27 protein-coding genes and 1 pseudogene are annotated in these 24,032 nt (G+C 57.1%); 14 read left to right on the top strand and 14 right to left on the bottom strand.

The genetic code is table 11. The annotated features are described in order from the left end of the window. Nucleotides 1-156 precede the first annotated feature (156 nt). Nucleotides 157-1,917 (bottom strand): type VI secretion system baseplate subunit TssF, encoded by a 1,761-nt coding sequence (gene tssF / locus ACJJU9_RS13510; RefSeq protein WP_407728718.1) that lies wholly within the window; start codon nucleotides 1,915-1,917, stop codon nucleotides 157-159. Between the two features lie 279 nt (nucleotides 1,918-2,196). Continuing rightward, a complete protein-coding gene (locus ACJJU9_RS13505; RefSeq protein ID WP_407728717.1) occupies nucleotides 2,197-3,003 on the bottom strand; it encodes a helix-turn-helix domain-containing protein in 807 nt (268 codons plus the stop codon). A gap of 120 nt (nucleotides 3,004-3,123) precedes the next feature. Between ACJJU9_RS13505 and ACJJU9_RS13500 the strand changes: the two genes are divergently transcribed. The 5 genes from ACJJU9_RS13500 (at nucleotide 3,124) to ACJJU9_RS13480 (ending at nucleotide 5,694) form a co-directional block, all read left to right on the top strand. Continuing rightward, nucleotides 3,124-3,438: a DUF2834 domain-containing protein gene (locus ACJJU9_RS13500; RefSeq protein WP_407728716.1), complete on the top strand. Its 315-nt coding sequence runs from the start codon at nucleotides 3,124-3,126 to the stop codon at nucleotides 3,436-3,438. Next, on the top strand, nucleotides 3,435-3,866 hold the full coding sequence (locus tag ACJJU9_RS13495) for an MAPEG family protein (protein ID WP_407728715.1): 432 nt from the start codon (nucleotides 3,435-3,437) through the stop codon (nucleotides 3,864-3,866). Before ACJJU9_RS13500 ends, ACJJU9_RS13495 begins: the two co-directional genes overlap by 4 nt. Nucleotides 3,867-3,900: 34 nt before the next feature. Further along, the gene (locus ACJJU9_RS13490; RefSeq protein ID WP_407728714.1) at nucleotides 3,901-4,353 is read left to right on the top strand and encodes an N-acetyltransferase family protein; all 453 of its coding nucleotides are present in this window, start codon (nucleotides 3,901-3,903) and stop codon (nucleotides 4,351-4,353) included. A gap of 303 nt (nucleotides 4,354-4,656) precedes the next feature. After that, on the top strand, nucleotides 4,657-5,067 hold the full coding sequence (locus ACJJU9_RS13485) for a RidA family protein (protein ID WP_153350635.1): 411 nt from the start codon (nucleotides 4,657-4,659) through the stop codon (nucleotides 5,065-5,067). Between the two features lie 84 nt (nucleotides 5,068-5,151). Then, nucleotides 5,152-5,694: a dihydrofolate reductase family protein gene (locus ACJJU9_RS13480; RefSeq protein WP_048373459.1), complete on the top strand. Its 543-nt coding sequence runs from the start codon at nucleotides 5,152-5,154 to the stop codon at nucleotides 5,692-5,694. Here the strand turns inward: ACJJU9_RS13480 and ACJJU9_RS13475 are convergent. Continuing rightward, nucleotides 5,682-6,908, bottom strand: a complete 1,227-nt coding sequence (locus ACJJU9_RS13475; protein WP_407728713.1) for an MFS transporter — start codon at nucleotides 6,906-6,908, stop codon at nucleotides 5,682-5,684. The genes ACJJU9_RS13480 and ACJJU9_RS13475 overlap by 13 nt on opposite strands. A 120-nt stretch (nucleotides 6,909-7,028) precedes the next feature. On the opposite strand from ACJJU9_RS13475, the gene ACJJU9_RS13470 reads away from it, so the two are divergent. Next, on the top strand, nucleotides 7,029-7,478 hold the full coding sequence (locus ACJJU9_RS13470) for a helix-turn-helix domain-containing protein (RefSeq protein WP_273218382.1): 450 nt from the start codon (nucleotides 7,029-7,031) through the stop codon (nucleotides 7,476-7,478). A 7-nt stretch (nucleotides 7,479-7,485) separates the two neighbouring features. Here the strand turns inward: ACJJU9_RS13470 and ACJJU9_RS13465 are convergent, their stop codons facing one another. Next, nucleotides 7,486-8,976: a PLP-dependent aminotransferase family protein gene (locus ACJJU9_RS13465; protein ID WP_407728712.1), complete on the bottom strand. Its 1,491-nt coding sequence runs from the start codon at nucleotides 8,974-8,976 to the stop codon at nucleotides 7,486-7,488. A gap of 77 nt (nucleotides 8,977-9,053) precedes the next feature. Here ACJJU9_RS13465 and ACJJU9_RS13460 point away from each other — a divergent pair, with 77 nt between their 5' ends. Next, complete coding sequence (locus ACJJU9_RS13460) at nucleotides 9,054-10,724, top strand: M24 family metallopeptidase (protein ID WP_407728711.1); 1,671 nt, start codon at nucleotides 9,054-9,056, stop codon at nucleotides 10,722-10,724. Between the two features lie 89 nt (nucleotides 10,725-10,813). Here ACJJU9_RS13460 and ACJJU9_RS13455 read toward each other — a convergent pair whose 3' ends face one another. Together ACJJU9_RS13455 and ACJJU9_RS13450 are read right to left on the bottom strand one after the other, a co-directional pair. Next, entirely contained in the window at nucleotides 10,814-10,960 is a 147-nt protein-coding gene (locus tag ACJJU9_RS13455; protein ID WP_407728710.1) for a DUF2256 domain-containing protein, read from the bottom strand. After that, nucleotides 10,957-12,522: a cryptochrome/photolyase family protein gene (locus tag ACJJU9_RS13450; protein WP_407728709.1), complete on the bottom strand. Its 1,566-nt coding sequence runs from the start codon at nucleotides 12,520-12,522 to the stop codon at nucleotides 10,957-10,959. Before ACJJU9_RS13450 ends, ACJJU9_RS13455 begins: the two co-directional genes overlap by 4 nt. A 284-nt stretch (nucleotides 12,523-12,806) precedes the next feature. On the opposite strand from ACJJU9_RS13450, the gene ACJJU9_RS13445 reads away from it, so the two are divergent. Next, nucleotides 12,807-13,694, top strand: coding sequence for a serine hydrolase domain-containing protein (locus tag ACJJU9_RS13445; protein ID WP_407728708.1), 888 nt, complete (start codon nucleotides 12,807-12,809; stop codon nucleotides 13,692-13,694). Nucleotides 13,695-13,701: 7 nt separating this feature from the next. Here ACJJU9_RS13445 and ACJJU9_RS13440 read toward each other — a convergent pair whose 3' ends face one another. Both ACJJU9_RS13440 and ACJJU9_RS13435 read right to left on the bottom strand, forming a co-directional pair. Further along, nucleotides 13,702-14,544, bottom strand: a complete 843-nt coding sequence (locus ACJJU9_RS13440; RefSeq protein ID WP_407728707.1) for an SDR family oxidoreductase — start codon at nucleotides 14,542-14,544, stop codon at nucleotides 13,702-13,704. Between the two features lie 32 nt (nucleotides 14,545-14,576). After that, the gene (locus tag ACJJU9_RS13435) at nucleotides 14,577-14,981 is read right to left on the bottom strand and encodes a cupin domain-containing protein (protein ID WP_407728706.1); all 405 of its coding nucleotides are present in this window, start codon (nucleotides 14,979-14,981) and stop codon (nucleotides 14,577-14,579) included. A 131-nt stretch (nucleotides 14,982-15,112) separates the two neighbouring features. Here ACJJU9_RS13435 and ACJJU9_RS13430 point away from each other — a divergent pair, with 131 nt between their 5' ends. Together ACJJU9_RS13430 and yghU are read left to right on the top strand one after the other, a co-directional pair. After that, nucleotides 15,113-16,006 (top strand): LysR family transcriptional regulator, encoded by an 894-nt coding sequence (locus ACJJU9_RS13430; protein WP_407728705.1) that lies wholly within the window; start codon nucleotides 15,113-15,115, stop codon nucleotides 16,004-16,006. 144 nt (nucleotides 16,007-16,150) lie between these two features. Next, on the top strand, nucleotides 16,151-16,990 hold the full coding sequence (gene yghU, locus ACJJU9_RS13425) for a glutathione-dependent disulfide-bond oxidoreductase (protein ID WP_407728704.1): 840 nt from the start codon (nucleotides 16,151-16,153) through the stop codon (nucleotides 16,988-16,990). A gap of 3 nt (nucleotides 16,991-16,993) precedes the next feature. Here the strand turns inward: yghU and ACJJU9_RS13420 are convergent, their stop codons facing one another. The 5 genes and pseudogenes from ACJJU9_RS13420 to ACJJU9_RS13400 form a co-directional block, all read right to left on the bottom strand. Beyond that, nucleotides 16,994-17,689 (bottom strand): tRNA (adenine(22)-N(1))-methyltransferase, encoded by a 696-nt coding sequence (locus ACJJU9_RS13420; protein WP_407730994.1) that lies wholly within the window; start codon nucleotides 17,687-17,689, stop codon nucleotides 16,994-16,996. Between the two features lie 111 nt (nucleotides 17,690-17,800). Further along, nucleotides 17,801-18,493, bottom strand: a complete 693-nt coding sequence (gene arsH / locus ACJJU9_RS13415) for an arsenical resistance protein ArsH (protein ID WP_153330229.1) — start codon at nucleotides 18,491-18,493, stop codon at nucleotides 17,801-17,803. Between the two features lie 11 nt (nucleotides 18,494-18,504). Beyond that, nucleotides 18,505-18,975, bottom strand: coding sequence for an arsenate reductase ArsC (locus ACJJU9_RS13410; RefSeq protein WP_278938772.1), 471 nt, complete (start codon nucleotides 18,973-18,975; stop codon nucleotides 18,505-18,507). Between the two features lie 27 nt (nucleotides 18,976-19,002). Next, nucleotides 19,003-20,286: pseudogene (locus ACJJU9_RS13405) on the bottom strand (arsenic transporter). Nucleotides 20,287-20,304: 18 nt separating this feature from the next. Further along, nucleotides 20,305-20,652, bottom strand: coding sequence for a metalloregulator ArsR/SmtB family transcription factor (locus tag ACJJU9_RS13400; protein ID WP_123749345.1), 348 nt, complete (start codon nucleotides 20,650-20,652; stop codon nucleotides 20,305-20,307). Nucleotides 20,653-21,041: 389 nt separating this feature from the next. Here ACJJU9_RS13400 and ACJJU9_RS13395 point away from each other — a divergent pair, with 389 nt between their 5' ends. From ACJJU9_RS13395 to ACJJU9_RS13380, 4 genes are all read left to right on the top strand, one after another. After that, nucleotides 21,042-21,398 (top strand): VOC family protein, encoded by a 357-nt coding sequence (locus ACJJU9_RS13395; RefSeq protein ID WP_407728703.1) that lies wholly within the window; start codon nucleotides 21,042-21,044, stop codon nucleotides 21,396-21,398. A 108-nt stretch (nucleotides 21,399-21,506) separates the two neighbouring features. Then, nucleotides 21,507-21,668 (top strand): DUF2986 domain-containing protein, encoded by a 162-nt coding sequence (locus ACJJU9_RS13390; protein ID WP_082148799.1) that lies wholly within the window; start codon nucleotides 21,507-21,509, stop codon nucleotides 21,666-21,668. A gap of 280 nt (nucleotides 21,669-21,948) precedes the next feature. Further along, nucleotides 21,949-22,296, top strand: a complete 348-nt coding sequence (locus ACJJU9_RS13385) for a hypothetical protein (protein WP_153350619.1) — start codon at nucleotides 21,949-21,951, stop codon at nucleotides 22,294-22,296. Between the two features lie 76 nt (nucleotides 22,297-22,372). Then, on the top strand, nucleotides 22,373-23,050 hold the full coding sequence (locus tag ACJJU9_RS13380; RefSeq protein ID WP_153350618.1) for a DUF421 domain-containing protein: 678 nt from the start codon (nucleotides 22,373-22,375) through the stop codon (nucleotides 23,048-23,050). 56 nt (nucleotides 23,051-23,106) lie between these two features. Here ACJJU9_RS13380 and ACJJU9_RS13375 read toward each other — a convergent pair whose 3' ends face one another. Beyond that, nucleotides 23,107-23,964 (bottom strand): LysR family transcriptional regulator, encoded by an 858-nt coding sequence (locus ACJJU9_RS13375; protein WP_048373420.1) that lies wholly within the window; start codon nucleotides 23,962-23,964, stop codon nucleotides 23,107-23,109. Nucleotides 23,965-24,032 lie beyond the last annotated feature (68 nt).

Here is a 24,032-nt window from a genome sequence, read left to right as displayed (position 1 = left end):
TAAATAAACGTGCAAGTGTTTGTAGGTACGCTTGTCAGGCTTGAATTGCCTGTTTTATTGTTGTCAAAGACAAGATGCTTTTATGTTTATTCGTCTATGACGTCTCGTTGTTTATTTGACAGGTCTGTTTTTATAAATAGACACCCGTTAACACGTTTAAATGTTGGCTTGTTGGCCAGTTTGAACAGGCCAGGTGAACGCGGTATCGCGAGCAATATTGACCATGTGTAAAAGGTGAAAAGACTGGTTGCTGGCGTATAACGCCATAAAGTGCGACAGGACACTGCCGAACACCTGTAAATCGCCCTCGCCACTGAAGGCTGCCGGATCGACACAGAGCGTGGTTTGGCTGCCCCGCATCGGGATGCCCTTGAACACATAGTCTATGGGCTGGTTGCTGACCTTTTTGATGCCGTTCAAGCGGTGCTGGGTGGCCCGCTGATGCTGCAGGTCATGGGGGGCGATGAAGTCGTAGACCTGCAACACTGCCTTCAACGCGGCGGGTGAGGTGAGGGACAATCGGTTCAGCGACAGGTTGGAGATCAGCGCCCAATGCGCTTCACCGTCAAACACGGGCGGGTATTGAGGTGTCGGCCGGGTCAGGTTGCGGTAAGTGGCAAAGGCCGGTGTGGTTTGTGTCACCAGGCAGATATCGCCGATTTCCAGTTGCTGGGGCACGTCATTGTTGGTGCAGGTCAAGGCAATATTGAGTTCTTCGCGCTGGCCCAGGTAAGGGCGCTGATTGCCATGTATCAGGCTGAGGGTGTGCCTGGCCTGTTGCGTCAGCAGCTCGGATTCAATCGCCAGGTTGTAATAGGCCGCTTCTTGTTCGCTGGCAGTTTCGACGCGATGGGCCAGCGACTGGTAAGGTTCGAAACGCCGCTCGGGCTGTAGTGACTCGGGGTCACGCTGACGGGCGCTCACCTGATCAACGCTGAAAATACTGTAAGCCTCCGGGCGCCGGGTGCGCGGGCGTACGATTTGATTCAGTTCTGCACCGTCCAGCAGGATCGGCTCGGCCGGGTGCTCAAACAGGTTGATGGCTGGGGTGCAGTACAGGCAGAACGTCTCGGGGCTGATCTCTACTGAAGCGGGCAGCGGTTTTGAAAAATGCAGCTCCAGGCGCACGGTTTCGCTGGTTTTTTCGGGCCAATGGCGCTTCAGCCCTTTGAGCGTGAACCCATGGAAACGCTCGGGAAAGCAGAAATACTCCTGCAGCAGGCGATAGCCGTTCTGGTGTGGAGCAAAGCCAGGCAGCAGTGCGTCATCGGGATCGAAGCCGGCAAAACTCAAGATATTTGGCGGCAAACTGAGTTGATGATCACCGATGCCCAGGCTGATTCTCTTGAGGTGCTGTGAGAGCCATTGGTAAAGCACCAGCGCGTTGGCGCTATTGACGCCGAGGTGGAAATCCAGCCGGTCGCAGTTGATCTGGTTCCAGGGCTGTTGCGACAGAGCTTGCAGCTCAAGTCTGATAACGGACTTTTGCACGCTGTGGGAGACACTGGCGCTGCTGACCACCATCGGGTGCAGGTGCACGTCGGTACAGGTGCGGAAGGTGCAGTTCACACCATTGACCGGCTTGGCATGCAACAGTGTGCCCTTGGGGATGATCTGCGAGCCGCTGAGCGCATGTTGCACCGGTTCAAAGCGCATGAGCGTGGTGCTGGGCAATGGCCGCAGAGCATTCGGGGCGACCATTTGCAGCAGCGGGTGAGTGAGTTCGGGCAGATCATCTTCAATCTTCATCGCCAGCTTGGCGGTCAAAAAAGCGAACCCCTCCATCAAGCGCGCCACATCCGGGTCGCTGGCTCCCGGCCCTAGAAAAGGTGCCAACTGCGGATTGTCCTCAGCAAACTCGCGCCCTAACTCCTGGAGGTCGCGAAGTTCTTTCGCAAAGCGATCTTTCAAGGACATGGCGATACCGATTAATAAAGGGTTGAGTTTGAGTGGTTAGTTGCAGGAAGTATTTGTAAGAAGCTTCCTGCAACTAACAGCTGTGAGGTTTTATGAGTGGACAGTTTCAGGTTGGATAATTGTGAAGTGAGTACTTATCCCTACATGAAGAGAGTCTAGGCAGGGGGCTATGCAGTCACAACCATCTAGCAAAAATCAGGAGCGAACTTACCTGTGATGATGTTTTTGTCTGACGGTTAATTCCTACATAGGCATTGTTTGGGCGAAGGTACAGTTGGGCTAAAGGCGCGATTGCTCGTATGCCGCTGTCATGACTTGCCAGGTGTGTGTATCCGCCGGAATCAAATGTTCGATGCGTAGTGAGGTGACGGTGATGTCGAGCGGCATGCCGAAGGTGGTGAACGTGGACATAAAGTTCAGCTCGCCCTGCGGGCATTTAATACGCGTCAACACCAGCGGGGGGAGTTCGCCGGGGCCTGTTTCAGGGGCATCTGGTGCGGGCAGGCGCTCCAGTATTCTGGCCAGAACCGAGTTGTTCAATGCCTCGCGGGTAGCGCGCTGCCAGGCAACATGGCGGATTTCGTCGGCATTGATCAAATGATCACCCAGCCCGCCGGGCTGTAGCAGGGTGACTAACAGATTCAACCCATGTGCCGAATCACTCGGCAGGCCGACAAGGTCGAAGAGCACTTGAGTGCTGGCATTGGCGGCCAGCACTTCCCATTGGCTGCCCAGCACAATGGCCGGGGCCGGGTTGTTGGCGTGCAGGACATGAGTGATGGCCTCGCGTACCGCCTCCATGGCGGGAGAGGCCAGCGGGGTGGCTTCATAGCGGGGCGCATAACCCGCCGCCAGAAAAACACTGTTGCACTGCTCAAGGGGCGCTTCGAGGGCCATCAATAAATGATGCAGCGTGGCGGGGCTCGGCTTGGCCCGCCCGGTTTCGATGCAACTTAGATGGCGCTGGGAAACCCCGGTGATCAGAGACAGCTCAAGCTGGCTCAAGCGGGCGTGGCGGCGAAGCTCACGCAACAGTGGGCCGGCGGTGATCGTGGGCGGGGTGCGCTGAATCGGTGGGCTGCTCATGGGCGAACTCTGGCAGTGCAAACGGGATTAGTCCATGACCTGGGAGGTCATTGCTGAGCAGGCAAAAGTATCACTAACGTGGGCCTCCCATCAGCCGTTGCTGTTTTCCTGGATGAAGACATGAAAAGACCGTACCTCGCCCTTGTCGCTTTACTGGGTTTCTCTGTGTACACGGCCTATACCCTGTGGCTGGCAGATCAGCCACTGATTGAGTTTGGCCTGGCACTGATGTCCAGCCCGGACACCGCCCAAGTGGTGATTGATCTCTATTTGATGGCCGCCCTGGCGTGCGTATGGATGTACCGGGATGCGCAACGGCAGGGCCGCTCTAAAGTCTCGCTGTTGCCTTACTTCATGCTGACGGCTGTATTCGTATCCATCGGCCCGTTGCTGTACATCGTGGTCAATGGTTTTAAAAACAGGGCGCAGCCATGAGCGGCGTGTTGAGTGTCTACGCGCTCTGCGTGGTAGTGCTGTGCGTGAAGATGTTTGCGCTTTCCTGCTATCAAGGCTTCTATCGCATCAAGTCCCTGGTCTTTACCAATCGTGAAGACGCAGGTTACTTCAAACGCCCGGTCAGCCCGCAGGAATTGCCGCAAGTCGCACACGCCGCGAAAGCCTGGGCTAACGATCTGGAGAACATCCCATTGTTCTTTGTATTGGGCGGTTTGTGTTGTGCATTGGAGACGTCGAGTGGTGCCACGATTTGGCTATTCTGCGTGTTCAGCGTGGCGCGGGTGTTGCACTCCGTGTGCTATCTGGCAGGGTGGCAGCCTTGGCGAACCGTGGCGTATGCCATCGGCATTGTTTGTCTGTCGGGGCTGGGCGCAATGGTTGGGCTTAGGGCGCTAGCGACGCTGTGAGGGGATTAATGACCTGCAAGGGAGTTAACAGGCTATGAAAAAAACCATAAGAGTTGCCAATGTCGGCGATATCGACACCATTTTTGAAATTCGAACCCGTGTTCGGGAAAACCATTTGTCACGTGAGCAATTGGCAGACATCGGCGTAACGCCAGAGGCTATCCGCGAAGTCATTGCGAACGCCCCCTGCATTTGGGTTGCCGAGGTCGATGGCACCCCAGTCGGGTTTTCCATGGCTGATCTGCAAGACGCTTGCGTGTTTGCAGCCTTCGTTTTGCCGGACTACGAGGGGCTCGGTCTGGGTCGCCTGTTGATGGCGAAAGCGGAGGCTTTTCTGTTTGAGCAGCACTCCACGATATGGCTGGAAACCGCTGAAGCCAGTCGCGCCAATGGCTTTTATCGAGCACTTGGCTGGCAGCCTGTGAAGAACCTGCCCGAGGGTGATATCCGCTTTGAAAAGAGCATCCCAACCCTTCGTCGCAGTTGACGAGCACCGCGAGGCTACGTCTCAGGTTCAACTGACACACCGCAGAGCATGGTTTTACGACTGCTGCGCAGCCGGACGTGGCCTCGCAAAGCTCGTCAACTGCTACGGGTATGTGTTCATCGGATCTGAGGCCGCGTTGTCAATTTGCCAAGTGGTTCAAGGTGTCGTCGATTGCTCTGCATTCAGAGCGCCGAAAACTTTTTTTTGTGATCTTGGCCCTCTAAAATGGCGACCTTGAATCGCTGTTAACGTTTGCCAGCAAGCTGCGCCCATCGCCAAAGCGGTGGGTTGGGAGTGACCACCATGAGTGATCGTCAGATCATCGTTCCAGACACCATGAAATTGCTGGCTGAGCGCGCCGGTTATGCGCCTGCGGTCAAAGTCGGCACAACGCTGTATTGCGCAGGTCAGGTCGGGCGCACGGCGGATTTAGTGGTGATAGAAGACCCCGAGCAACAGTTTTTGGCCGCCTGGGAAAACCTTCGCCAGGTGCTCGCAGCCGGTGGCTGTAGCTTTGAGGATGTGGTCGAAATGACCACCTATCACATCGACATGAACCAGCACATGCCGTTGTTCAGGCAGGTGAAAGACAGCCTGTTCCCCCGCAACACCTGCGCATGGACCTGTATTGGCGTCAGTGAACTGGCCAAGCCCGGTCTACTGGTGGAGATCAAGTGCATCGCCGTGCAGCGATCAGCGTCTGCGAGTGACTAAGCACAGGGCTATCGCGCTAATCAGCGCAGCTTTCGTGGTGCCGTTCATGCTATAAACGGCGCCCAAAAAAAGGAGCTGCAGGTTATGGATATCAAATGCTCGGTGTTTATCGCCGCCAGCGTAGACGGTTTTATCGCGCGCGAAGATGGCGATATTGAGTGGCTGCACTCGCCTGAGTATGAGTGCCCTGCGTTGAACGGCCTCAGCTACGAAGACTTCATGAGCAGCATCGATGCGTTGGTCATGGGGCGCAAAACCCTGGACAAGGTGCTGTCATTTCCTGAGTGGCCTTATGCGGATAAAGCGGTCATCGTGCTTTCCCGTCTAGGCGTGAGCCTGCCTGAACCCTTGCAAGGCAAGGTTGAAGTATTGGCAGGCGAGCCGGCCGATATCGTGGCGCAGTTGGCGGCTCGCGGTATGAAGCATCTGTACATCGACGGTGGGCAGACCGTTCAGGCTTTTCTTGCGGCTGGCCTGATCAATGAGCTCGTCATCACCCGCATTCCCGTGTTGCTGGGCCGGGGTATCCCCTTGTTTGGCCCGCTGGGCACCGAACAGAAACTACGCCTGATCGACTCGGCGATGTCCGATAACGGCTTTGTGCAAAGTCGCTATCAAGTGCTTTGAGTGGCTTTTAGCGTCAGCCTCCAGAACACCAGCGCTGCCAGACTGACGCTGGCGCCCAGCGCGCAAACGCCCGTCCACCCATACAGTGTGTAGAGGGTGGTCGAGGCGAGTGCGCCGAGGCCGCTGCCCACGGCATAAAACAGCATGTAGCAGCCAACCACCCGGCTGTGTGAACCCGTGCTGGTACTGAAAATCATGCTCTGATTGGTGACATGAATGGCCTGGGCGCCAAGGTCCAGCACCACTACGCCAAGGACCAGCCACAGGATGGACCAGGGGGTGAGCGCAAGCATCAGCCAGGCCAGTATCAGCAACGCCAGTGATAAACCGGTGGTCCATTGACCCAGCCCTTTGTCCGCCAACACGCCTGCACGTGCCGCCGCCAAAGCACCGACCACACCGACCAGACCAAAGGTGCCGATGGTGGTATGCGAAAAGGAGTAGGGCGGGCTCGTTAGCAGAAAAACCAGCGCACTCCAGAAAATGCTCAGCACCGCAAATATAAACAGCGCAAGCATGCCGCGGATTTGCAGGACGCGATCGTTTTTCAATAGCGTGAACATTGAAAACACCAGCTTAGGGTAGGGCATGGGAGGCGTAGAAGGACGCTGCGAAACCAGCGATCTGCAGAGCGTAACCGCCAGCGCCACCATCACCAGCGCCGCGCCCAGATACACCCAGCGCCAACCGGCCATGTCCGCGATCAATCCGGCGGCCAGCCGTGACAGCAGCAGACCGATAACGACCCCGCCTTGAACTGTCCCCACTACGCGCCCGCGCTCTTGCGGCAAACAGGCCGTCGCGGCATAGGCAATCAGGCCTTGGGTCATGGCCGTGCCCATAAGACCGATGGCCAGCATGCTGACTAACATCACCGTCGGGGAGTGCGTCATGCCTACACAGAACAGTGCGCCGATCAGGGCGGCAATCTGCATCAACATCAAGGAGCGACGGTCCATCTGGTCGCCCAGAGGCACAATCAGCAGCAACGCGAGTACGCTACCGACCTGTGTAGCAGTGATGACACCGCCAACCGCAGCCTGGCTAATGGCAAAATCAGCAGCCACTTGATCCAGTAACGGTTGGGCATAATAGACGTTAGCGACGCTCAACCCGCTCGCGCAGGCAAATAGCCCCACCAGGCTACGCGGCATGGGCGTATTCGCGGGTTCAGGCGTCAAGGGGCGGGCGGACAGGCATTGATCAATGGGCATAGTTGAACCTTTGGTAATCTAGTCTCAAAAAAAGACCGATTTGATTCTAGGTCTATCAGTCTTAAAATAAAACTGCTTTTTTGATTCGATCTGATGTCCGACACACACCAAGGAACCGGCATGAGCAAAACCCGCAACCTTTCAGCGCAAACCTGCCCCGTGGCACGAACGGTCGACTTGATTGGAGATCGCTGGTCATTGTTGATCGTGCGCGACGCCTTCGATGGCGTGCGCCGGTTTGGCGATTTTCAAAGTGGCCTGGGGGTGGCCCGCAGTGTTCTGACCCAGCGCCTCAAGGCGCTGGTTGAAGCGGATATTTTGCAGGTGCGCCCGGCATCCGATGGCACGTCGTATCAGGAGTACGTGCTGACAGCCAAGGGCGAGAGCCTGTTTACCCTGGTAGTAGCGCTGCGCCAATGGGGGGAGCAGCACCTGTTCGAGCCGCACGAAGCCCATTCACGACTGCTGGATACCGTGACACAGCAACCGCTGCCGCTCATGCAGCCAGTAGCGGCAGATGGTCGGGTGATTGCTGCGGAGCAAACCCGGGTCGATAAAGAGGTGTTGTAAATGCGTTTTACCGCTTGATGGCCTGCGCCGCCTGGGCCAGGCGCTGTGTAGCGCTGCGGATTTCCTCCTGATCGAGCGAGGCAAAGCCCAGGCGCAAGGCGTTTTCAGGGTGACCGTCGGGTGAAAACTGGCGAGCGTTGCGTATTACCAGGTCCAGCTCCAGGGCTTTTTCAACCAGCAGGTTCACGTCGATTGAATCAGCAAACCTCACCCACAGCGCCAGTCCTCCTTCCGGTTCCTGTACGGATATCTGCTCGGCAAACGCTTCTTGCAGACAACTGAGCAGCGTGTCCCGGCGCTGGCGGTATTCTCTGGAGACCCGGCGCAGATGCTTCTTCAGTTCGCCGTCATTGATCAAGTCCCCCAGCATCCGCTGCATGACGGCATCGCCCTGGCCCAAGGTCACCGCAGCGGTGCGTTCGAGGGCCTGAATGAGATCCGGCGGGGCAACGATGTAGCTGCAACGAAAGGTGCTGCCTAACGATTTGGACAGCGAGCCGATGTAGATCACATGACGCTGCGCGCTGTCGCTGGCCAGAGGCAAATAGGGGCGCCCGGCAAAGTGGTACTCATGGTCATAGTCTTCTTCGATGATGCAGAAATCATGCAGCCGGGCCAATTCCAGGAGTTGCTGACGACGCCCGGCACGCAAGCTGACGGTGGTGGGGAACTGGTGGTGAGGGGTGAGATAGAGCATTCGCACGCTGTGCAGCCGGCACAAGTCGGCGAGTTGATCGATTCGGCAACCTTCGTCATCCAGGTCCACGGTGACCAATCGCGCGCCCAACTGGCGGAAAATTTCCCAGGCCGGGGGGTAGCTCAGGCGTTCGACCACCACCACATCGCCAGGTTTTAGCATCACGCTGGCCGTCAGATACAGCGACATCTGCACACCCTGGGTCAGGCAAATCTGCTGCGCGTCCACCGCCAGGCCGCGATTATGGCGCAGCATTTCGGCCAGGGCGTTGCGCAGGTACTGGCTGCTGCTCTCGCTGCCATGGCGCACGGTGTTGGTGGTGAAGCTGTTGCGCAAAGCGTTGCGGTAGTAACGGTGCAGCACTGCCTGGGGCAGCAAGCGATGGTCAGAGGCGCCATTATCGAAAAACAGCGCCCCGACCTGATGTTGCAACGCGATGACCTGCTCGCCCGGGTCGAAATAGATCGCGGCAGGGGTTGGCTTGAGCGCCAGGGCAAATGACGTGGGTGCACTGGGGGCCGCAACCTTTCCTGGCGCCAGTTGCGTGCTGACGAACGTGCCGCGACGCTGAAGGCTGACCAACCAGCCTTTGGTCACTGCCTCTTCGTAGGCAAGGATCACCGTCTTGCGATTGACATCCAGCAGACGGGCCATTTCCCGCGTGCCGGGCAACAACGTACCGGGGCGCAGACGGCCTTCGACAATCGCGCTCACTAACCCTTCTATGATCTTTCGGTATGACGCTTGCGGTTGCGCGCCATCGAGTTTGAGCAGCGGGCGCCATTTGCGAAGCTGGACCATATGAATTATCCAAAACTGGAGGTTCTTGGGGTCCTAGTCTAACGCAACAATCGAACCTCAATTGCCCTGAGGTGTTTATGCAGAACCGCCATGTCGTAGAGTTGTTGCCCTCGGGCAAATCGTTTCAAGCCGCCGATCAATTACTCCTCGACGCCATGCTCGCCAGCGGTCTCGCGGTGCCGTTTTCTTGCAGGCGCGGCGCTTGCGGGTCGTGCAAGGTCAAGGTGGTCTCAGGTCACTACCGCGCAAAGCAACTCGCGCCAGACGCGCCAGCCCCTTGCTACCCGCTGGCGGCGGACGAGATGTTGCTGTGCCAGAGCCATGCCTGCAGTGACATGCGCCTGGAAATACCCGGTTGGTCGTTGGACGCGCCGGTGCGGGACGTCAGCTCACGGGTGATCAGCAAGCGGGCACTGAGCATGGATATTGTTGAACTGGTCTTGCTGCCCGCTCAGCCCCTTGAAGTACGCGCCGGCCAGTACGTCAGATTTCGCCTCGATGAGGGCGATAGCCGCTGTTTCTCCGTGGCCAATCTGCCTGCACAGGACCAGGGTCAGTGTGTGTTTCATATTCGTCAGGTCAGTGGTGGACTGTTTTCCGAGGGTATTCTGGCAGCCCTGCAAGTGGGCGATGTGCTCACCCTGGAAGGTCCTGTCGGCGCGTGCACCTGGCAGCATGAGGATGAGCGCCCGGTTGTGTTGTTCGCCACCGGTACCGGGTATGCCGGCATCAAGCCGATGCTGCTAACGGCGTTGGACCGTGATGCCGAAGTTACCTTGTATTGGGGTAATTCAGCGCCAGAAGACTTCTACGATACTGAGTTTCTGGAGCAGGCCAGCCGTGCCCATCCACGTTTTAAGTGGCATCGGGTGCTGTCGGCAGACGCCCGCGTACAGCAGGTCGCGCAGGCACAACCGCACAACTGGTCCGATAGCCAAATCTATGCCTGTGGCAATAGCGCGATGATCAATCAGGTGCGTGAAACCTGCCTGGCTTCGGGTGTACAGGCCCATCGTTTTGTCGCTGAAGCTTTCGTCCCCAGCGGGGCATTACCGCCAGCTTCATCATTGAAGGCATTGGACCCGGTGCTGGAAAAAGTCGGTCCGCGCTACTCACTGGATGGCATGCTCGCAGCCCGCGAGCAAACGGTACGGGCATTGGCCGCCATCGCTGAGCAATTGAAAGTTGGCATGACCACCGCGCAAGCCCTCGATATGGCCAGTCAGACCTTGCAGAGCATGGGGGCATCCCACACCTGGCACCCTACCTATATACGTTTTGGCGACGACACCATCCGCACCCCGCGCCAAGGCATTGATCCACAGCGCACGCTGCGCGCCACCGACATCGCGGTGGTCGACCTTGGCCCGGTGTGGGACGGCTATGAAGGTGATTATGGCGACACGTTTGTCTTCGGTGAGCACCGGCTGTATGAGGACTGCGTCAAGGCGCTGCACCAAGTGTTCGACGAAACCCGCGACGCCTGGCACCGCGGGCTGACCGGGCGCGAGCTGTATGATTTCGCAGAGCAAAGTGCCCATACCCAAGGCTGGCGCCTTGAACGCAATCTGGCCGGGCACCGCATTGCCGACTTCCCCCATGCCCTGTTCGGGCAGGACAAGCTGGCAGAGATCGAGATCGTCCCGAGCGAAATGGTCTGGGTGCTGGAAATACAGCTGTGTCACCCCACAGAACCGGTCGGGGCGTTTTTTGAAGACATCCTGATTGGCGAGCAACGTAGTCGCTGACAAGGAACGCAGGCTGCAGGAGCGCCGCTCAGGTGAGCGGCGAATCCCCAAGACCACAAGATCGCCAGCGCCTGCCTGTTTTTCGCATGTCACAGACCATCTGGCTTCTTCTTGCTCCGTCGACAACGCTCCGAGCAGTAGCGCACATCTTCCCAGCAGCGAGCCCATTTCTTGCGCCAGGTAAACAGCAGCCCGCAGGTGGCGCAGGTTTTGACTGGCAGCTCACTTTTTTTCACAACGATTCACCGTTGTCCAAGGCAGTGAGCAACAACTGGCCGCGGTCCCACAGCGCTTGCTGTTTGGATTCAGGCATGCGGTCGAGGTTTTTGTAGATCATGCCCATGCGTTGATTACCGCGCAGGCGGTCGCCGTGACGCATCAAAAAGTGCCAATAGAGCGCGTTGAACGGGCAGGCGTCGTCTGTGGTGCTTTCGCTCACTTTGTAGGCGCAGCCACGGCAATAGTCAGACATGCGTTTGATGTACTGGCCACTCGCGCAATAGGGTTTGGAACCCAGATAGCCGCCATCAGCGTGCATGACCATACCCAGCGTGTTGGGCAGCTCCACCCAGTCGAAGGCGTCCATATAGATCGCCAGATACCACTCGCAGATTGCACTTGGAGCGATCCCGGCGAGCAGGGCGAAATTGCCGGTGACCATCAGCCGTTGGATGTGGTGAGCGTAGGCGTGCTCAAGGCTCTGGTTGATGGCTTGGCGCATGCAGTTCATCTGCGTGTTGCCTGTCCAGTAGAACTCTGGCAGCGGCCTGGTATTGCCGAAGGCATTGCCATGGGCATAGTCAGGCATCTTCAACCAGTACACGCCCCGCACATACTCACGCCAGCCGATCAATTGCCGAATAAAACCTTCGGCGGCGTTGAGCGCAATATTGCCGGCCCAGTACGCCGACTCCACATCGCTGCACAGCTGGCGAAGATCCAGCAAGCCAATATTCAGCGCCGCGCTGATACGGGCGTGGAACAGAAACGGCTCATCGCTGGCCATGGCGTCTTGATAGTCGCCAAAAGCTGCCAAACCCCAATCCAGGAAGTAGTCCCAAAGGGCCTGAGCTTCTGCGTGAGTCACCGGATAATCGAACGTGCCGAGGGCACCATAGTGATCCGAGAAGTGTTTTGCGACCAGCGCCAGAACCTCTTGTGTGATTGCATCCGGGGTAAAACGGGCGGGCGAAGGGGGCCTGACGCCCTTGGGCAATGCCTTGCGGTTTTCTGCATCAAAGTTCCAGGCGCCGCCAACCGGGCTGCCGTCACCATTGAGCAACAACCGGCTCTTGCGGCGCATCTCGCGGTAAAAGAACTCCATGCGCAGCTGCTTTTTGCCCTGAGCCCAGCGAGAGAACTCGGTACGAGAGCACAAAAATCGATCATCGCAATGCCACTGAACAGCCAAGCCGCAATCCTTGATGGATTGCTCCAGACGCCAGTCGCCGCATTCTGTCAGGTGGATTTCATGCGGTTGAAGCTGTGCTTGCCAGCGGTGCAACTCACTGGGCACTGAACCGGTATTGTCCGGATCATCCAGCTTCACGTACTGCACCTTGATCCCCCTCATCTGCAAGGCTTCGGCAAAGTGACGCATCGCGCTGAAAATCAGGGTGATTTTTTGCGGGTGATGGGGAACATGACTGGCTTCCTCCATCACCTCGACCAGCAGCACTGTATCGCGCTCTTTATCCAGCCCCTGCAATGAGGCCAGGTCGAAAGATAATTGGTCGCCCAGGACCAGGCATAATCGGCCAGGCTTGGCGTTACGGCCCGATGGCTGTGTGGCTCTCATCTGCAGAATGCACTCAAGGAGGTTGAGTGCGAATTCTTGTACAGAACAAATAGTTTGTACAAGTTTATTGTTAAGGAGTGTCTCGTCCAACCGATCGTGGCGTAACGGCGTAGTCGCTGACGAGGAACGAAGGCTGCGAGCTTTTAAAGATCAAAAGATCGCAAGGCAAGCTCGCTCCTACGGATTGTATTGATCGTCGTAGCAGTTGCCGAGCTTGGCGCGGCTACGTCCAGGAAGAGTGAATGGGATATCGTGTCGATCCGCTCAACCCTCCAAGGAAGCCAATGCTCAGTTCACTCATATCAAACGGTCAGCCTCAATCGTCTGCCCCATCAGATCTGATGGTCCCTTGGTGGAGCTTTACTAAAACAGTCCTGGCTGCGACGGCTCTGACGTTAGTACGTGACAGGCTGGTCAGCCTGGACGAGCCAATACTTGATCAGCCGTTCACATTACGCCAGCTACTGCGGCATGAGGCGGGTCTGGCTGATTATGGTGAACTCGTTGACTATCACACAGCCGTTAGCAACGGCGAACCAGCCTGGTCTGCTGATGAAATGATGCAACGCCTCGACGGTACCCGACTTCGATACAGTCCCGGAACCGGTTGGCGGTATTCGAATGTGGGCTACTGGCATATCGGCAGGCTAATTGAGCGCCTGACGGGTCTGGCGCTTGATGACGCGGTGATGCAACGGGCGCTTGCTCCTCTGGGTCTGTCAAACGTTCGCTTTGCCAAGTCACGATCAGACTTGCCAGCCTCCATTCCAGGAAGCACCTCAACTTATGATCCCGCCTGGGTGTATCACGGTCTGTTGATCGGCCCTGTCTCGCAAGCGGCGCTATTTCTCGATCGGCTCTTGTGCACAGACCTCCTCCCCACAGCCTTGCTTCAGGACATGCAGACAGCACGAATAGTTGGTGGTCCGATTCCCGAGCGTCCATGGATCACCCCGGGCTATGGCCTGGGGGTGATGCAGGGGGCTGTTGCGGGTGGTTATACCCTGACAGGGCACACAGGCTGCGGGCCAGGCAGTGTCATTGCCGTTTACCGTATAAGCGACGGCGACACAACGGTGTGTTGCGCTGCTTTTGAGCAAGGCGCCAGTCAGGGTGCTATCGAAGCCGTCGTTGTTGAGCAACTGAAGCAAGTTGTTCTGCCGGGTGGCTGAAGGCGCCCTATTGCGATGCAAGGTCACCATACCAGTAAGCGGCAGTCACGCCACCGTCCATCAAAAAGTCGCTGCCGGTGATAAAGGTGCCTTCGGGTCCCATCAACAGGGCGGCGAGGGCGCCGACTTCATCGGGTGTGCCGCCACGACCTGTTGGGCAGAGGTCAAGCATACGGCGGTAACCTTCGCCTCGTGGGCCGTTGAGTTCGTCTCTGGCCAGCGGGGTGAAGATGATGCCGGGACTAATGGTGTTAACCCGCGCCCCACGTTTTCCCCAGCGAACGGCTTCGGCCATGACGCGCAGCGAGTTGCCGCGTTTGGACAGTTGGTAAGCGTGCAGCGGATCGCTGATGTTCTCGGGTTGAAGCATGGGCAACGTCAACAGGTCTTCAACGGCGGTAGTCGCCAATGCGCTGTTCTGTTCACGGGTGAGCGCGGGTAACCGGTGGCCTGATTGCGAGGCGATGACAATACCTGAACCTCCTTCGGCGATCGCATTGCCGAAGGCTTCCAGCACCAGCGCAGTGCCATACAGGTCCACACGCAAAATGGTGGCCACAGGTGCTTGTGAAGGGGAAACACCGGCGGCGTGAATGACCCCGGTGATCTCTCCCAGGGTCATTGCGGTTTGGACAAGCGCCTCGACTGAGTGGCGCGATGACACATCGACGATAGCGGTGCTGACGTCGAAACCGGCATCGAGCAGCACTTTGGCCGCTGCATCGAGGTTGTCCTGACGCAGATCGGCCAACAGCACATGTTTGCCTGCGCTGACCCGACGGGCGATCGCTTGGCCAATCGAACCTGCACCGATGACAACGGTGACTTTACGGGTATTTTTCACAGGCATCTCCAGGTTGACTTAAAAGCGCCGAGGTACGGTTAACGAGCTTGAGCATAGTGCTCATCGCTGACGTGCTCCATCCACTCAACCACTTCGCCTTCCAGTGCTTCGGCTATTGCGATGTGAGTCATTGCACACGTCGCTGTCGCACCGTGCCAGTGTTTGACGTAGGGGGGGATCCATACCGTATCGCCCGGATTGATTGAACGCGCCGGCTGGCCGGACTCCTGAATCCACCCCGAGCCTGCGGTGACGATAAGCATTTGGCCTAGTGGGTGGGTGTGCCATGAAGTCCGTGCACCTGGTTCGAAGGTCACTGTGGCACCGCTGATTCGAGCGTCTTCGGTGCCTTTGAAAGGCGCATCGACACGCACTGTGCCGGTAAAGTAGTCGGCCGAACCCTTGGCGGATGGCTGGGAGCCATTGGTCGTAATCGTTAGCATGGTGTTACCTCTAAAGGTCGTTCAGATGGGGGCAGGAAACTCGCCATGAGAATAGTCACTTAAATTTAACAACTGCCAATTGCAATGATTAGTCGCTAGAGTTCGATAATATTTATGAAAGGTGCTCATCAATGTTGCGAGAAAATGCTAACGACTTACTCGCCTTTCTTGCTGTTGCACGTGAGCGTAGTTTCACTAAGGCAGCTGCCAAGTCAGGTGTTTCTCAATCGGCGCTAAGCCACACTGTTCGAGCGTTAGAGGCGCGGCTAGGTCTGCGGTTGCTGACGCGCACTACCCGCAGTGTTTCGCCAACTGAAGCGGGCGAGCGTTTAATCAGAAAAGTAGGGCCGCTTTTTCAGGAAATTGAAATTGAGTTGGCCGGGCTGAGTGATTTGCGCGATACCCCGGCAGGCAATATCCGCATTAGTGCCACAGATCATGTACTGGACCTGATCATCCGGCCCGTGCTCAAAAAGTTTTTGCCCAAGTACCCGGATATTTCGGTGGAGGTATGCTGCGATTACAGCTTTGTCGACATTGCCGCCCAAGGTTTTGACGCCGGGGTCAGGCTGGGCGAGGACGTGGCTGAAGGCATGATTGCTACCCGAATCGGCCCGGATATGCGCATGTGCGTGGTTGGCTCGGCGGCCTACTTTGCTCAGCGCCAATTACCTGACACACCCCGAGCGCTCACGCATCACTTATGCAATAACTTGCGTTTGCCCACCAATGGCGGCCTGTATGCGTGGGAGTTCGCCAAGAATGACGAAGTCATCAAGGCGCGGGTTAAAGGCCAAGTCACCTACAGCGGTGTCTATCAATTGTTGCACGCAGCAGTGGATGGCTTTGGGCTGAGCTATCTGCCTCTTGACCTGGTGGCGCCGTATCTTGCAACGGGTCGGCTGATTCAAGTACTTGAAGACTGGTCGCCGCAATTCGCCGGCTTTCATCTTTATTACCCAAGTCGGCGCCAATCGTCGCCTGCCTTCGCGCTGCTGGTTGAAGCGTTGCGTTACAAGGGCTGATTGACCAAGGCAGTCGATTCTTCTTTGCTTGTGTGAGCGTCATTCATTGGCATTTGCTGGCTGATTATGCTGTGCTGTGGTCAACGAACCCAGTGTCTAAGCGGGTTCTGGTCATCTCAGCACACAACCGATGAGGCCCGTCTCTTGAGCAATACACCGTACGTTCCGCCTAAAGTCTGGACAAACAACGCTCCGTCTGGCGGCCATTTTGCGAGTATCAATCGCCCGGTTGCAGGCCCCACACATGACAAGGAATTGCCGGTCGGCAAGCATCCTTTGCAGTTGTATTCGCTGGCCACGCCCAATGGGGTAAAGGTGACGATCCTGCTGGAGGAGTTGCTGGCAGCGGGGTACTCCGGGGCTGAGTACGATGCCTGGTTGATCCGTATCGGCGAGGGGGATCAGTTCTCCAGCGGGTTTGTTGAGGTCAACCCGAATTCCAAGATTCCAGCCCTGCTGGACCGCAGCGTAGAGCCTGCCATTCGGGTGTTTGAGTCGGGTTCGATCCTGCTGTATCTCGCGCAGAAGTTCGACGCGTTTATCCCGACTGATCTGGCCGGGCGTACCGAAACCCTCAACTGGCTGTTTTGGCAAATGGGTGCTGCGCCTTATCTGGGCGGCGGGTTTGGGCATTTCTATGCGTATGCGCCAGAAAAGCTCGAGTACCCGATCAACCGCTTCACTATGGAGGTCAAGCGTCAACTGGATGTGCTGGACCGTCGTCTGGCTGAAACCCCGTATCTGGCGGGCGACACCTACACCATCGCCGATATCGCGGTCTGGTCCTGGTACGGTCAACTGGTGCGCAACACGGTGTACTCGGCGGCGGAGTTCCTTTCAGCCCACGAATACACCCATGTTCAGCGTTGGGCTGAAGAAATTGCCAATCGCCCGGCGGTAGTTCGCGGGCTGCGGGTTAACCGGACGTGGGGCGATGAGGCCAGCCAGGTGCCGGAGCGGCATGAGGCGGCCGACCTGGATTAATCGTCAGGCCAGCAGTTCAGTGATCCAGCGTATCTGTTGGGCGATGTCTTGCAATTTGTGCTCGGGTACGGCGTGCCGTGCACGGGCGAATTGCTCCAAGGTTTTTTGCCGCTCGCCCAGGATACGCTGCCATTTGGCCAGGAATACCGGGCTACGGGCCTCTAAGTGCAGCGGCCCGAAATACAGTGCTTCGGCGCTGTAAGTCACGGGCCCGCTGCGTTCAGCGACGATGATTTCGTAGTAGAAGCGGTTTTCTTGCAGCACCTCTTCAGCGACGATGCGGTAGTGGTTGTCCATCAGCCATTGGCGCAGAGGTTGTTCGCCGCCATTGGGTTGCAGGATCAGGCGTTCCTCACCGCGCAGGTGCGCCTTGCCACTGTCGAGAATGTCGCGGATGGTCTCGCCACCCATGCCGCACAGGCTGATGGCGGTGATGCCGTCGGACGGTTCAATGGCTGCCAGGCCGTTGGCCAGGCGCACGGTAATCTGCTGTTCAAGCTGGTTCTCGCGCACGGTACGCTGTGCGGCATGGAAGGGCGTTAAGGCCACTTCACCTGCGACTGCCGCGCAGAGGGTGCCACGGTGTACGAGCGCTACCGGTAGATAACCGTGATCCGAGCCAATATCTGCCAATCGGGCCCCGGCGGGCACGTGCGCCGCCACCCGTTCCAGGCGCATGGACAATGTGTGTTCGTTCAACTGCAGTTCCTTGTCAGCCCGAATGCGCGGCACTCACGTGAGTCCATCAAACGCTCGTTCTGGGCAAAAGGGCGATTTTGGCATATCGGGTCTGCGGTGTGGCGCTGACGACTAAATGGAGCGTTGATTAACCCGTTGAGTCAGTGCTTCAGCTGATTCCTTGCGCTCCGAGTAGCGGTCAACCAGATCAGGGCGCTCTCTGAGCAACAGCGTGAACCTGACCAGTTCTTCCATCACGTCCACCACCCGGTCATACAGGGCAGAGGGTTGCATACGGTTGTGTTGATCAAATTCAAGGTAGGCCTTTGGGACTGACGACTGGTTAGGGATAGTGAACATCCGCATCCAGCGCCCCAGCACTCGCAGTTGGTTAACCACGTTGAAGGATTGCGAGCCGCCACAGACCTGCATCACCGCCAGGGTTTTACCCTGGGTGGGGCGCACGGCCCCCAATGCCAGAGGCACCCAGTCTATTTGCGCCTTGAACACCGCAGACATGGCGCCATGGCGCTCCGGGGAGCACCAGACCTGGCCTTCAGACCACTGCATCAGTTCTAGCAGTTCCTGCACTTTTGGGTGATCGACGGGTGCATCGTCCGGCAAAGGTAAGCCGCTGGGGTTGAAAATCCGGGTTTCGGCGCCGAAGTGCTCCAGCAATCTGGCGGCCTCTTCAACCAATAAACGGCTGAACGAGCGTTCGCGGGTCGAGCCGTATAACAGCAGGATCCGGGGTTTATGAACGTCGGCATCGACCAGCGTGCCGGTGGCTAATGAGGTGTCGAGATTAGGCAGTTGATCGGTCATGTGAACTCCGGTTAGAGGGTGCTGATGCGGTCCAGGTGCTGCTTCAGGCTTGCACTGTCGAGCTGGGCAAGAGGCAGGGCCAGCAGGGCGCGGCAACGTTTTTCAATAAGCGCCAGGGTCGCGTGGAAAGCCGCCGAGATTGCTGCTTCATCGCCAACAACTTCTGATGGATCCTCAAGCCCCCAGTGGGCTTTGATCGCCGGACCAAAGTACACAGGGCAGGCTTCGCCGGCTGCTTTGTCGCAGACGGTAATCACGATGTCGGGCGGGTTGCTTTCGAAGGCTTCATTGCCCTTGCTGCTCAAGCCCGCGATGCTGATACCGGCTTGTTGCAGTGTGCTCAAACTGCGCGGCAGCACCTGGCCTTTGGGAAAGCTCCCGGCACTGAAGGCTTGGACGCCTTCAGGGGCGAGGTGGTTAAACATGGCCTCGGACAAAATGCTCCGACAGCTGTTGGCCGTGCACATAAACAGGATCCGCATAAGGTTGCTCACTGGTTGGTCAGAGGGTTAAAGGCTCAGGCGCAAGGCCAGGGCCGACAAGGTGATGAACAGAATCGGCAGGGTCAAAATCACGCCTGTCTTGAAGTAGTAACCCCAGGTGATGCGAATGCCTTTGCGCTGCAAAACGTGCAGCCACAACAGTGTCGCCAGGCTGCCAATAGGGGTTATTTTCGGGCCCAGATCGGCGCCGATGACGTTGGCATAGATCATGGCTTCACGCATGACACCGCTGGCCTCACTGGCGTGAATCGACAGGGCGCCAATCAATACGGCAGGCAAGTTGTTCATGGCTGATGACAGAAATGCCGAGAGAAACCCGGTGCCCAGCGTGACCAGCCACAGATTGGAGTCGAGCAGATAATTAAGGGCCAGGGTCAGATAGTCTGTCAGGCCAGCGTTTTTCAACCCGTAGACCACCAGGTACATACCCAGCGAGAAAAGAACGATTTGCCAAGGGGCTTCGCGAACCACGCGGCGGGTCGAAATGATGCGCCCACGGGCAGCGACCGCCAGCAAAATAACGGCGCACACCGCAGCAATGGCACTGATGGGAATGCCCATGGGTTCCAGTACAAACAGGCCCGCCAGCAACAGAATCAGCACGCCCCAGCCTGCGCGAAAGGTCATGACGTCGCGCACGGCCTGTCGAGGTTCTTGCAAGTCGTCTTGTGAATAGCTGTGCGGGATGTCGCGGCGGTAAAACCCGTACAACACCGCGAGGGTGGCGGCGACTGCCACCATGTTCACCGGCACCATGATCGAGGCGTACGCGCTATAACTCAGCCCGAAGTAGTCCGCCGAAACGATATTGACCAGGTTTGAGACCACCAGAGGCAAGCTGGCGGTATCGGCAATAAACCCGGCGGCCATGACAAACGCCAGGGTAGAGGCGGGCGAAAAACGTAAAGCAAGCAGTATCGACATCACGATGGGCGTGAGGATAAGGGCCGCGCCGTCATTGGCAAACAGGGCCGACACGGCAGCCCCCAGCAGCACGGTAAAGGCGAAAAGGCGGCGGCCCTTGCCTTTGGCCAGGCGCGCCACATGCAGGGCCGCCTACTGAAAAAAACCAGCTTCATCCAGTAGCAGGCTGATGATAATGACCGCGATAAAGGTGGCCGTGGCGTTCCAGATAATGCCCCAGACCAGAGGGATATCATCCAGCTTCACAACCCCTGTAATCAGGGCCAGCGCAGCGCCCAATGTGGCACTCCAGCCGATGCCCAGGCCTCTGGGTTGCCAGATGACCAAGACCAGCGTGAACAAAAAAATGGCGGAGGCGGTGAGCATAAGCGTCTCGTCCTTTGATCAGCAGCACGCTGTTGTGTTGAGAGGGCGGCCATCCATGGTGCTGAGGCGGCGAGTGTTTGACGCAAGCCACTCGGAGTTGGCCGTCAGGGTGGTTTCCAGTACTTCACGCACCCAGGCGGGGAGTTCCGGGTTCAAGCGGTAATACACCCATTGGCCCTGGCGACGATCAAGCAGCAACCCGCAACTGCGCAATTGTGCGAGGTGCCGGGATATTTTCGGCTGGCTTTCGTCCAGAGCGCAGACCAGTTCGCACACGCATAGCTCGCCCTCACGGGTGATCAGCAAGGTGGCTCTGGCCCGGGTTTCGTCGGCCAGGCATTTGAAAATGGCGGCTGGATTAAGCATGGGTTTGCCTCTGTGTATATGTTTATCCGAATATACGTTTATCCATATGTATCAAGCAAGCCTGAATTTAATAGACACCTGTAGTCGCTGTCGAGGTACGAGGCTGCGATGGGTTGCGCAGCGACCCCGGCTGGCGGTCCTGCGGCCCGCATCGCAGCCTCGTACCTCGTCAGCGACTACAAGAAAGCGGGGGTGAGGTCTCAAGCCTGCACCGCTTCACCCACATAGTTCGCGCGGGACCGGATCAGTATGCATCCAATGGCCTGTTCAGATCGCAGGCTGCCCGGCCTGGTGGGCATTACCAGCCCATGAACTCGGCTCTGACACTGCGCAGTGGTAGCTAAATAACACTATGATTAACCTCTTTTCACGACAGGCGGGAGGTTCTCATGAGTGCTAACGGTAACGATCGGCAGATCGACAATATCGAATTCAATGTGGGCGATATCAGCCGCAGCAAAGCCTTCTATGGCAGTGCGTTCGGCTGGACATTCGTCGATTACGGTCCGGCGTACACAGAGTTCAATGATGGCCGCTTGACGGGTGGTTTCACCACGGGTGAACCGGTTCGGCCTGGTGGGCCATTAGTGATTGTGTACGCTGATGATCTTGAGGCCACTCAGGCACGCATCAAAAGCTTGGGCGCCGTGATCAGCCGTGAGACCTTTTCTTTCCCCGGTGGGCGCCGCTTTCATTTTGTCGATCCTGACGGTTATGAACTGGCGGTTTGGACGCGCCAGGAGTAGATTTCACTCTCGCGGTCTACTCGCCTACCTGGACAGTACGTGTTCGGGTGACCGGCCTGCTTCTTTTAACTGATATGATTCAAACGCTTACAAACCGAGTGACCCAAGATGAATCGTCGTAAAAAGATCCAGCAGCTTTTAAAGGCACATGCCAAGAAAGCCAGTGCCAAATTGGCACCGAAAAAAAAGTCCACTTACGTTAGCAAGGCTGACCGATTGAAGTTGGCGACTGAATCGGCAGAGGCCTCAACCGTTGTATCTGAAAGCTGATTGATAGCGCTCAGTGACAACCCTCCCGTTGTAGATGGGCGGTTAAATGGCACAGCCTTTGCTTTTTGATTGCGTGGCCCGGCGCTCAATGCCGGGTCTTGCGACAAATACCTGCATACCAAGGTTCTGAATGAGCGTGGTTAAGGTCGGATGAAGGCAATAGTGTCATCTAAGTGCTCTAAATTGAGGCAGTAAGCGCAAGTTTTGGGGATGTTTAAACCCGGCGTGGCGGTTCAAACGGTACAAAAATGAAGATCAGTTCCCTTAAGGAATTCAGGGTATGACGGTGATCAAGCATTGTGCAGTGGGTTTTTTGTCAGTTTTAGTATTGGCCGGGTGTGAGGCTGATAAAGATAAAGTTGCACGGGAAAAAGTTGAGGCGATTAAACAAGTGATTGCCACACGCACTCTGGAATACGCTGATATTTCAAGTTCGCAGCCGCTACGCTCTGATAACGTCAATCGCTGCATCGTGCAGATGTCTGAAAACAAAGCGAAGCTGGATGCCATACAAGTGGATTATGCCGAGACACAAACGGTGCAGTCCTCGGATACCCATACGTTGTACAGCCTGATTAATTACCAGCTCACGGCCTGTAAGGATGCCCGGCAGACGCAAGGCTATTGATTTTGTCTCGTGGATTTCAAACCTGCTACGCTGGTGCGCATTGGACATTGCGCAAAGTGATTGATAAGGGAGTGGTATGGAGTATTACGCATGGGTACTGGCGAAATTCGTGGCGGGGTTCGCGATTATTGCAACTCACATGTATATGTCAGGCCGGACCCAACTGTCGCAAATGACAGCGATCGACCTGATTGGCAACTTTATTCTGGGCGGTATTATTGGGGGTGTTATTTATAGCGATACCATTCCCTTTAAACAATATTTGCTGGTGCTGTTATTAGGTGTGTTGTTGATCTACATACTGAATACCGCCACTAAACATATCCAGGTGCTGCGTGGTTTTGCGATCGGTAGCCCTATACCGATCATCAAGAACGGAAAGTTCATTGTTGAAAATCTGGTCGATAATAAACACAAGATAGACATCTTGCGGCTAGCCTCGCAGTTACATGCTCAGGGGGCGTGTGCTTTCCAGCAGGTCTACTACGCGCAAATTGAGCCGGGTGGCGAGTTGACGGTCATTTGCGATGAACGCGACATGCCGTCGGTGATCGTCATGTTTAACGGTGAGGCGCGACTCGATCAACTGACCTCCATCGGCCATGATCCGCAATGGCTGGATGACAAAATCAAAGAACTGGGGCTTGAAACTGAAGAAGTCTTTCTCGCCGAGTTTTGGCGCGGGGAATTATGCATCACCGCTCGCGATGGCAGCGTGATAAGCCCCGTCCCCCAGCCCGCTTGTAGTCGCTGACGAGGCACGAGGCTGCGATGCGAGCCGAAGGATCGCCTAATAGCCCGAGCCTGCGGTCACCCTGTCTGTCCCAAACCTGCGCACAGATTAAGCAATTGCTCCTGCAACACTTTGCCAGCGTAGCTCAGCCCGCCCTGAGCATAGAGCGCCAAATACACGCCCTGGATATCTGGCAGGCCGCTGCTGGCGTCGAGCACTTGATGGCCTGCGGTGATGACCCGCCGCGGGAGCAAACTGACGCCCAAACCCGCGGCCACTGCTGAGCAAACACTGGCCAGGCTGGCGCTCGAATAACTGATGCGCCAGTGCCAGCCGCCCATTTCCAGGTGGTTCAGCATTTCATTGCGGTACAAGCCGCCTGCGGGGAAGGTCACCAGCGGCAACGGATCACGCCCCAGCGCTGGCTGGGAGCGGCTGTCGACCCAGCACAAAGGTTCTGGCCAACTCGCCAGGCAATCATCGTTCTGGCCCATCTGCTTGACCAGCAACACCTCAAACTCACCCCGGCGAAATAGCCGCTGCAAGTCGGGGCCCAAGCCGCTGGTGACTTCCAGACGCACACCCGGATGCTCCAGGCCGAAGCTCGACAGCAACGGCATCAAACGGTCTGCGGCGAAATCTTCCGGCACCCCCAAACGCAATACGCCTTCGCTTTGTTGGTTGAACATGGCCTCACGGGCTTCTTCATGGAGCGTCAGAATGCGCCGCGCATAGGCCAGCAAGCGCTCGCCCTCAGCCGTGGCAATGACGTGGCGTTGATCGCGATCGAGCAGTGTGCAGCCAAGGTTGTCTTCAAGGCGACGAATCTGCTGGCTGACCGTGGACTGAGTCAAATGCAGCCGCTGCGCTGCCCGAGTGAAATTGGCGCACTCCACCACGGCAACAAAACTGCGCAACAACACGGGATCGAACATACACGTCACCATTCGAATTGCCACTGAAAGGCATGGTTATATTTAATTTCAGAATACCTGTCTGGCTG

This window comes from Pseudomonas helleri, from assembly GCF_045830615.1.
Lineage (GTDB): Bacteria > Pseudomonadota > Gammaproteobacteria > Pseudomonadales > Pseudomonadaceae > Aquipseudomonas > Aquipseudomonas helleri.
The sequence above is the reverse complement of the archived record's forward strand: the minus strand, read 5'-3'. Positions and strand labels throughout refer to the sequence as shown.